Source organism: Fibrobacter sp. (assembly GCF_045112255.1).
In the GTDB taxonomy this organism is placed as follows: domain Bacteria; phylum Fibrobacterota; class Fibrobacteria; order Fibrobacterales; family Fibrobacteraceae; genus Fibrobacter.
Window position 1 is genome coordinate 1 of sequence record NZ_JBGUHR010000136.1, and the last position, 7,324, is coordinate 7,324.

A 7,324-nucleotide genomic window follows, 5' to 3' on the forward strand; every position below is an offset into this window, starting at 1 on the left:
GCTTGCACAAATATGGCTGAGCCGTTTAGCAAGACGCGAAGCGTCAATGTCGCGACCACAGTCATCCTCCGCAAGGAGGATCCATACAGTTCTGATTACGCTTGTATATTTTGAACCAAGCCAAGGAGTTGGGGCTTACCCAATCCAGTCATTTCTCATTAAGCTGTCACCCCGGCCTCTGTGCCGGGGTCGCCATTTTCGTAGGCTCTTACTTCTTGAGCTTCTTGAGGAGGGCGGCAGCCTTTGTGAACTGCTGCTTTACGGACTTCGGACCTGTACCGCCTTCAATGTTGCGCTTGCTGACGCTGTATTCGAACGTCAAGGTCTTCTTCATCTTGGCGACGTCGGGGACGCCAGCGGCGGCCCAAGCCTCGTCGGAAAGTTCCGTGAACTGCTTACCCTGGCGTGCGGCATCGCCGACGAGGCTTCCCACGATGTGGTGGGCGTCGCGGAACGGAACGCCAGCTTCCACGAGCAAGTCGGCAAGGTCTGTAGCGAGAAGTGCCGGGAGCATCTTGGCATGCATCGTTTCGAAGTTGAAACGAGCCGTTTCCAAAGCTTCCTTCATCACGCGGAGGATCACCTTCACGTTGTGCACACTGTCAAAGACCGGTTCCTTGTCTTCTTGCAAGTCGCGGCTGTAGCTGAGCGGAGCGCCCTTGGCAAGCGTGTAGAGTGCTGTGAAATTCCCGAGCATGCGGCCAGACTTTCCACGGATGAGTTCCATGGAATCCGGATTCTTCTTCTGCGGCATCATCGAAGAACCGCTGGAGAATGCATCGTGCAACGTGAGGTAGCCAAATTCGCTAGAACTCCAGTTCACAAAGTCTTCGGCGTAACGGCTCATCGTGTTCGCGATGATGGCGAGGTCGGCGTTGAATTCGAGCATCATGTCGCGATGGCTTACGGCGTCAATGCTGTTCGGGCTCACGTCCTTAAAGCCAAGGGCTTCGGCCACGAGGGCGCGGTGGTACGGGAATGCAGAACCTGCCATGGCGCCACTTCCGAGCGGGAGCTGGCTGTGCAATTCCAAGAAGTTGTCGAGGCGCTTCACGTCACGGCTCACGGCAAAGAACATGCTCATGAGGTAATGGCTAAAGTAAATCGGCTGTGCCTGCTGCAAGTGCGTGTAGCCTGGCATCATCTTACCAAAGTACTTCTTGGAGAGGTCCAAAACCGTTTCCATAAGTTCAATTTCGAGCTGGCGGATTTCGGCGGCGCGGTGACGCATGTAAAGCTTGAAGTCCGTGCAGACCTGGTCATTGCGGCTACGGCCCGTGTGGATCTTCTTGCCGAGTGCACCGATGCGTTCGGTGAGCACACGTTCCACAGCCATGTGGATGTCTTCGTCGCTATCGCACCAAAGGTTCTTGCCGGCGTGGTAGTCGTCGAGGATGCTTTTGAGGCCATCGCAAATCTTCTTGTAGTCAGCTTTAGAAAGAACGCCCGATTCCACGAGACCCTTGCCGTGACCGATGCTCCCTTCGATATCTTCTTCGATGAGTTCTGCATCAAACTGCAAGCTGAAACTTAAATCGACCATGCTCTGAGCCATGCCACTCGCAAAGCGGCCCGTCCACATGTTAGTCTGGGTATCTTTCTTCTTAGCCATTGTAAACCTCAAATAAAAAGCCGGGAAATCGGCTATGATTTCTCGGCAAAAGATAAAAATTTTTAGAGTATTTTGTTAGTCCCAGACGCTCTTTTCTGTGGGCAATGGATCATCCCAGGAACTGCCTCCATTCCCGTTGTTGTTGGTTTTATATAATGGGTAAACAGGAATTTCGACATTGCTTGGGTAAGCTCTGTATAGCCAGTACGAAAGTCCGTAGGTGAGCGGAATCCAGAGCAGCGAGGAAAATGTGACTTGCCGTTTTATCCTAATGGTTCCGATCTTTTGGCCGTCCTGGTAAGCTTCGAGCACTCCTGCTGATGTTGAAGCCCCATGCTTAGAGATGGTGCAGTCGTTATCGGATTGCATTGTGCAAATGTGTTCGCCGTCTTTATAGATTTCGTAGGGCTTAGAAGAGTACTCACTAGCCGTAATATGGGTTTGTCCCCAAAAACATCCCGTCAAGCTTAATGACGCAGATGCAATCAGCAAATATGAGAGTACCCTTGATTTCATTTTTATACACCGAGAGCAAGACCAAGGCTAAACTTGAATCCGTTCATGTAATGGTTCTTTTTGATTGCGGCTGAATAGCCCTTTGTATCTTTTTTAGCTTCGAAAAATGGCGTTGTGAAAAAGTCGACAAAGTAATTGACTTGCGCGATTGCCATAACGCGGCTAGCTCTGTTGAATACAACACCACCGCCAACTTCTAATGACAAGCCCGACGTTTCGGATTTTACGTCATTAATGTTGTCCTTGATAACGCCCTCTCTATAGCCAAATGCGAGACCGCCGCCGATGAACGGAGATGTGCTTGAAGTTCCAAACGGGTACATCAGGGAAAGCATGATATTTGCAAGCGTGGGCCTGTCGGAAGCATCGCCGATATTGACTATAGAAGCTTCAGCGTTGAAAAAGTAATCTTTGGCGTCGCAGAACAGGAAAATACCAAGTCCTGCATCAAGCATTGGATCTGGGTTGAGTGGGAGTGTACCGATAACTTTGACGCCGCCGTATGTGTTGATGCCTTTCTTTTTAGGAGTTTTTGTTTCTTGTTGAGTGACGGTATAGATATCGTTGTCGCGAGTCGCTTTTTGGCTGGTGCCGATATTACGGGCTACGCGCTGGACGATCGGGTCGATATCTTCGGGATTGTTGGCTTTGAGGCGGTCGCTCCAAACAGGAACTTCGCTGTTTACGTTGTAGAGCTTGAATGATGTAATGACATTCTCGCCAAGACGTGTAAATTCGGCCATGATGAACTTGGTACAGTTCTTTTCTTTAGCCTTCTGATTTATGGATTCACGGTCGCCGACTTTGATAGAATCTTCTTCGGAATAGCTAATGAGTACATAACGATTGTTTTCGTCAATGTAGGCGTTCATGAGCTTTTCTGCTGCGATGCCGATGTTTTCGTTGATACCGACGGCGCTAATGGGGGCCATGTAGACGCGTTCTGTGGCGTAAATAGACGCTGCGAATGTAAGCGCTATGGCAAAAAGCTTTTTGATATGTTTCATCTTGAATGTCCTTTTGTTAAAAAAGTCCTTCTTGATGACTAAAATACTAAATATAAGGTAAAAAGAAAACCTGTTTTGACCCCTTAAGTAAATTTTTTATGACGAATGGAATGAAAATGGTGCTAGAATGCTTAATTTGGTGATTTTTAACGAATTTTCACTGTTTAAGGTTAAAACTTTGTCAGCGATTCCACGCGGTAGCCGTCAAGGACTTCGCGACCTTTAAGGTCTGTAAGTTCAATGACAAATGCAAAGCATTCAACCTTGCCGCCCATTTTCTCGACAAGATGCGCCGCAGCTTTTGCAGTGCCGCCGGTGGCGAGCAAGTCATCGACAATGACCACGCGTTGCCCTGGCTTTATCGCATCCTTATGGACTTCCATACAGGCGGTCCCGTATTCGAGATTGTAAGTGATTTCTACGGTCTCGCGTGGGAGCTTGCCTTTCTTGCGCTCCGGGACAAACGGCTTGTGGAAATGCTCTGCAATCGGAACTCCAAAGAGGAATCCGCGAGCTTCGAGACCTACGACAACGTCAAAATCGACATTTTCAAGCGCCTTGTAAAATGTATCGAGCGTGAGCTTCAGCCCATCGGGATCGCTCAAAATTCCCGTGATGTCACGGAACAAAACTCCCGGCTTCGGAAAGTCCGGAACTGCAATGATGTAATCTTCAATACGTTTCATTTTCCCCTCTCGTTTTCAAGTCTTCGACATTCTGAACGATGAAGTCGCGAAGAATCCTGTTATTTCATGTTCAGTCGTCATTGTCATTCTGAGCGTAGCGAAGAATCCATTGAAATCTTGTACACAATACTAGACATTACTGGATGTTTCGTAGCTACGCTACTCAACATGACGGCAGTGACTAATGACTATCCAACAACTTTTCGACGGTTGCGATAATCTTGTCGCGTTCTCCGCACCAGTTCGGCGCAATTAAGAGTTCACTTGGGCTTTCGCCGCTGAAGCGTTCAATCGCAATATCCTTGCCGATAATTTTAATCATCTCGGCAACTGCTTCGCAGTATTCTTGGAACGAAAGCAATTTGACTTCGCCGTTGGCAAAATCCTGTGCCATGACTGTACCCACGACAATGTGCAACGGGTGAATCTTGACTGCGGCAAGCTTCAAGTCGTGAACAACTTGTGCCGTGTGCTTAAAGTCTTCCATCTTTTCGCCAGGGAGTCCGACAATCACATGCGTTGTGACCGTAAGCCCTGCAGCTTGGCAACGCTTTACGGCATCTTCAAATTCCGCAAGCGTGTGTCTGCGATTGATGCCCGCGAGCGTCAAATCATTTGCGGTCTGGAGCCCGATTTCAACGATAATCGGTTTCTTGCGGTTAAGCTCTGCAAGGTATGCAATCTTCTCGTCTTCGAGGCAATCCGGGCGCGTACCAATCGCAAGCCCTGCAATTTCCTTGTGCTTGATAATCGGATCGATGATTTCTCGCAAATGTTCTAGCGGCGCATGCGTATTCGTGTACGGCTGCAAGTAGGCGAGGATGCCTGCATTCGGGTACTTGTCGCGAAGCTTCGGAACGTACTTTTCGAGCTGTTCCTGAATCGAAACCTTTGCCTCGTCGAAAACAGGGCTAAAGCTGCGGTTGTTGCAGTAGCTGCAACCTGAAAATCCCTTGGTGCCGTCGAGGTTCGGGCAACTCATGCCGCCGTTGAGCGGGAGCTTCCTAACCTTGAGGTAGTTGGGGAAGAGTTCCAAAAGTAAATCGCGATAAGGTTTGTAATGCATGATTATAAATTACCCTTCCACAACCTTCCACTCGCCAATGGTGCGTTTCTCTGTATCAATTGTTACGCCAATTTTGTTGAGTTTCTTGGGCGCTCCATTGGCGGTGAAGCTAGCTGTATAAGGAATTAAGTAGCCTTTGTCTTCAATTTGTTTCAATGCTTCGTCGACGGTTCCTTTGCCGTCAAGCTTGAATTCGAACATATAAACGGCGTTGGCTGTTTCGACAACTACGTCACAACGGCCTGCCGCTGATTTTTCTTCGCAACGGGTCAGGTATGGTGTCGCTAGGCTGAATACGCAATAGACGATTGTCTTATAGTGCAATTCATTTTGGGCCTCGGCATCGTATGGAACACCGCTCATGTACGCTTTGATAACCTGGAGTACAGAATCAACATCGCCGTCATTCATTCCCTGAATGACTCTACTTACTACGGTTGAGTAAGCTGTATCTTGTTTGGTGTAGTACGCAAGTAGGCTCTTTGTAAAGCCCTCTGCAACCTCGTTGTTCGGGAATGCGAGCACATAGGGCGCAAATTTGCCACGATGGAACTTCTTGATTGTCAGGTATCCGCTTTGGTAAAGCATTGGAATGGGATTTTGCGCCGTTTCCGTGGGTGCATCAAAAACTTCTGCGGCAACGGCAAATCCTTTGTCGAATTGTTCGGCGTCCATCTGATATTTTTTCACGAGTTTCGTGAGAATTGTGGGCGTACCTGTTGCAAACCAGTAGTTTTTTAATTTTTGTTCATTTAATGAGCTTATCAGACTGAATGGATTAAATATGTCTGGAGACTCTTCGGAAAAATGGTAACCATCGTATTGACGGGTTAGCGCGTTGCATGCCTCTTCATAGGTCAAGCCGTTCTTGTCTGCTAGAGCTTGAATTTCGGGTTGCATTTGGGTCAACAGCTCTTCCTTGGTAATGCCGCAGATTGCTGCATACTCGTCGTTCATCGTAATGACGTTTAAGTTATTCAGTTCGCTAAAGATGCTGAGCTGGCTGAATTTGGAAATTCCTGTGAGAAATACGAAACGTAGAATGCCGCCTAGAGCCTTCAGCGGACTGTAAAGACTGCGAACTTGAATGCGAATGTCATCAAAAGATTCCATGCCGAAAGTATCAAGCATGGGGGCGTCGTATTCGTCAATCAGAACCACGACCTCTTTACCACTTTGTTCGTGAGCGGCTTCGATGATTCTCGCCATACGAACACCCCATGTATGGTTGTCCGGCTCCGATTTGACGTTGAAGCGTCTTTCTTGTGGTTCAAGAATTTTATTTAGGGACTCTGCAAGAGAATTTTTGCTAGAGTATTTTACAATACTCATATCCAGCCGAATGACTGGGTATGTTTTCCATTCGGTTTCAAGTTTTTCGATGGCGAGTCCTGTAAAAAGGTCTTTACGCCCCTCGAAATAGCATTGCAATGTACTGACCAAAAGCGACTTTCCGAATCGTCGCGGGCGAGACAAGAAGTAGTACCTGTCTGAACTGACCATTTTGTAAACCAGGTCGGTCTTATCTACATAATACTTTTTATCTTCGCGAAGAACCGCGAAATCTTGCACACCAATGGGAAATCTTTTCAATGCCATAATCTCAATATAATAAATTTGAATTTTGGACTATGTAGGAGTTTAATAAGAGGGTAGCATAAGCTACTATATCCATTGCTCATTTCCCAAAAGGTAATGAATATGGCCGTTCATGTACCCGCTATTAAAAAGGCTACGAATCTAGCCTGTAATGCATGGCTGTAAAATAGATAATTATTCCCCGATAAGCATGCGACTATTGCTTCAAAAAAAGTATATTATTCCTAAAAAGGAAGTGCTCATGTCGAATAAAGAAGCTCTGCATCAGTTGTACTCACAGTGCAAAAAAATAAACTTTGATGAGTCGTACGACCTTATTGCTTCGGCTGAAGATTCGGATGAGGCTGATTTCTTCCGTATGGCAACTGATCTTGTCCTTAAGCAAAAACAAAGGAAGGCTGTAGAAGAGAACAGGTTCTAAATGAAGCGGTATATTCTCTTTGCCGGGTGCAATGGTGTAGGAAAGTCCACCTTATACCAGACTAATGACATGTTTCAAAAATATGCTTCGAGTGAACATGGACGAGATTGTTCGCGAGTTCGGTTCTTGGAAAAACGAGGCTGACGCTTTTAAAGCAGGAAAGATTGCGATTAAGAAAATCGTGAAATATTTTGAGGAAGAAGAATCCTTCAACCAAGAATAAAGGTCAATCCTTGTCCCTCATGGGTTCCGTGATTGAGCTTTCATTTTTCTATGATAAAAGAATATGTCAATCAAATTTGTTCGATGCCATCGACCTACGCTCCCGCCCACGAAACAAAGGTTACATATCCGGGAATCGGCGAGTACACGTACTTCGGTCAGTACCATTCTGACAACCTGACGCTCACTCGTGTT

Annotated in this window: 8 protein-coding genes; 2 read left to right on the plus strand and 6 right to left on the minus strand. The window is 47.0% G+C overall.

Annotated elements, in window-relative coordinates; translation table 11 throughout:
- Positions 1–208: 208 nt before the first annotated feature.
- From argH to ACJMM9_RS17525, 6 genes are all read right to left on the minus strand, one after another.
- Positions 209–1,612, minus strand: coding sequence for an argininosuccinate lyase (argH, locus tag ACJMM9_RS17500; RefSeq protein WP_405329909.1), 1,404 nt, complete (start codon positions 1,610–1,612; stop codon positions 209–211).
- Positions 1,613–1,687: 75 nt separating this feature from the next.
- Positions 1,688–2,128: a hypothetical protein gene (locus ACJMM9_RS17505; protein ID WP_405329912.1), complete on the minus strand. Its 441-nt coding sequence runs from the start codon at positions 2,126–2,128 to the stop codon at positions 1,688–1,690.
- 2 nt (positions 2,129–2,130) lie between these two features.
- Positions 2,131–3,135 (minus strand): hypothetical protein, encoded by a 1,005-nt coding sequence (locus tag ACJMM9_RS17510; protein ID WP_405329915.1) that lies wholly within the window; start codon positions 3,133–3,135, stop codon positions 2,131–2,133.
- A 170-nt stretch (positions 3,136–3,305) separates the two neighbouring features.
- The gene (locus ACJMM9_RS17515) at positions 3,306–3,821 is read right to left on the minus strand and encodes an adenine phosphoribosyltransferase (protein WP_405329918.1); all 516 of its coding nucleotides are present in this window, start codon (positions 3,819–3,821) and stop codon (positions 3,306–3,308) included.
- A 181-nt stretch (positions 3,822–4,002) separates the two neighbouring features.
- Positions 4,003–4,887, minus strand: a complete 885-nt coding sequence (locus ACJMM9_RS17520) for a TIGR01212 family radical SAM protein (protein ID WP_405329921.1) — start codon at positions 4,885–4,887, stop codon at positions 4,003–4,005.
- Between the two features lie 9 nt (positions 4,888–4,896).
- A complete protein-coding gene (locus ACJMM9_RS17525) occupies positions 4,897–6,486 on the minus strand; it encodes an AAA family ATPase (protein ID WP_405329923.1) in 1,590 nt (529 codons plus the stop codon).
- Positions 6,487–6,727: 241 nt separating this feature from the next.
- Between ACJMM9_RS17525 and ACJMM9_RS17530 the strand changes: the two genes are divergently transcribed.
- Positions 6,728–6,907: a hypothetical protein gene (locus ACJMM9_RS17530; RefSeq protein ID WP_405329926.1), complete on the plus strand. Its 180-nt coding sequence runs from the start codon at positions 6,728–6,730 to the stop codon at positions 6,905–6,907.
- 97 nt (positions 6,908–7,004) lie between these two features.
- Entirely contained in the window at positions 7,005–7,130 is a 126-nt protein-coding gene (locus tag ACJMM9_RS17535; RefSeq protein WP_405329928.1) for a hypothetical protein, read from the plus strand.
- The last annotated feature ends 194 nt before the right edge of the window (positions 7,131–7,324 follow it).

Excerpts from the sequence above, each read along its gene's own strand:
- ACJMM9_RS17525 (WP_405329923.1), bottom strand. The coding sequence starts at position 6,486 with ATGGCATTGAAAAGATTTCCCATTGGTGTGCAAGATTTCGCGGTTCTT.
- ACJMM9_RS17505 (WP_405329912.1), bottom strand. The coding sequence starts at position 2,128 with ATGAAATCAAGGGTACTCTCATATTTGCTGATTGCATCTGCGTCATTA.
- ACJMM9_RS17510 (WP_405329915.1), bottom strand. The coding sequence starts at position 3,135 with ATGAAACATATCAAAAAGCTTTTTGCCATAGCGCTTACATTCGCAGCG.
- ACJMM9_RS17530 (WP_405329926.1), top strand. The coding sequence starts at position 6,728 with ATGTCGAATAAAGAAGCTCTGCATCAGTTGTACTCACAGTGCAAAAAA.
- ACJMM9_RS17520 (WP_405329921.1), bottom strand. The coding sequence starts at position 4,887 with ATGCATTACAAACCTTATCGCGATTTACTTTTGGAACTCTTCCCCAAC.
- ACJMM9_RS17535 (WP_405329928.1), top strand. The coding sequence starts at position 7,005 with ATGGACGAGATTGTTCGCGAGTTCGGTTCTTGGAAAAACGAGGCTGAC.
- argH (WP_405329909.1), bottom strand. The coding sequence starts at position 1,612 with ATGGCTAAGAAGAAAGATACCCAGACTAACATGTGGACGGGCCGCTTT.
- ACJMM9_RS17515 (WP_405329918.1), bottom strand. The coding sequence starts at position 3,821 with ATGAAACGTATTGAAGATTACATCATTGCAGTTCCGGACTTTCCGAAG.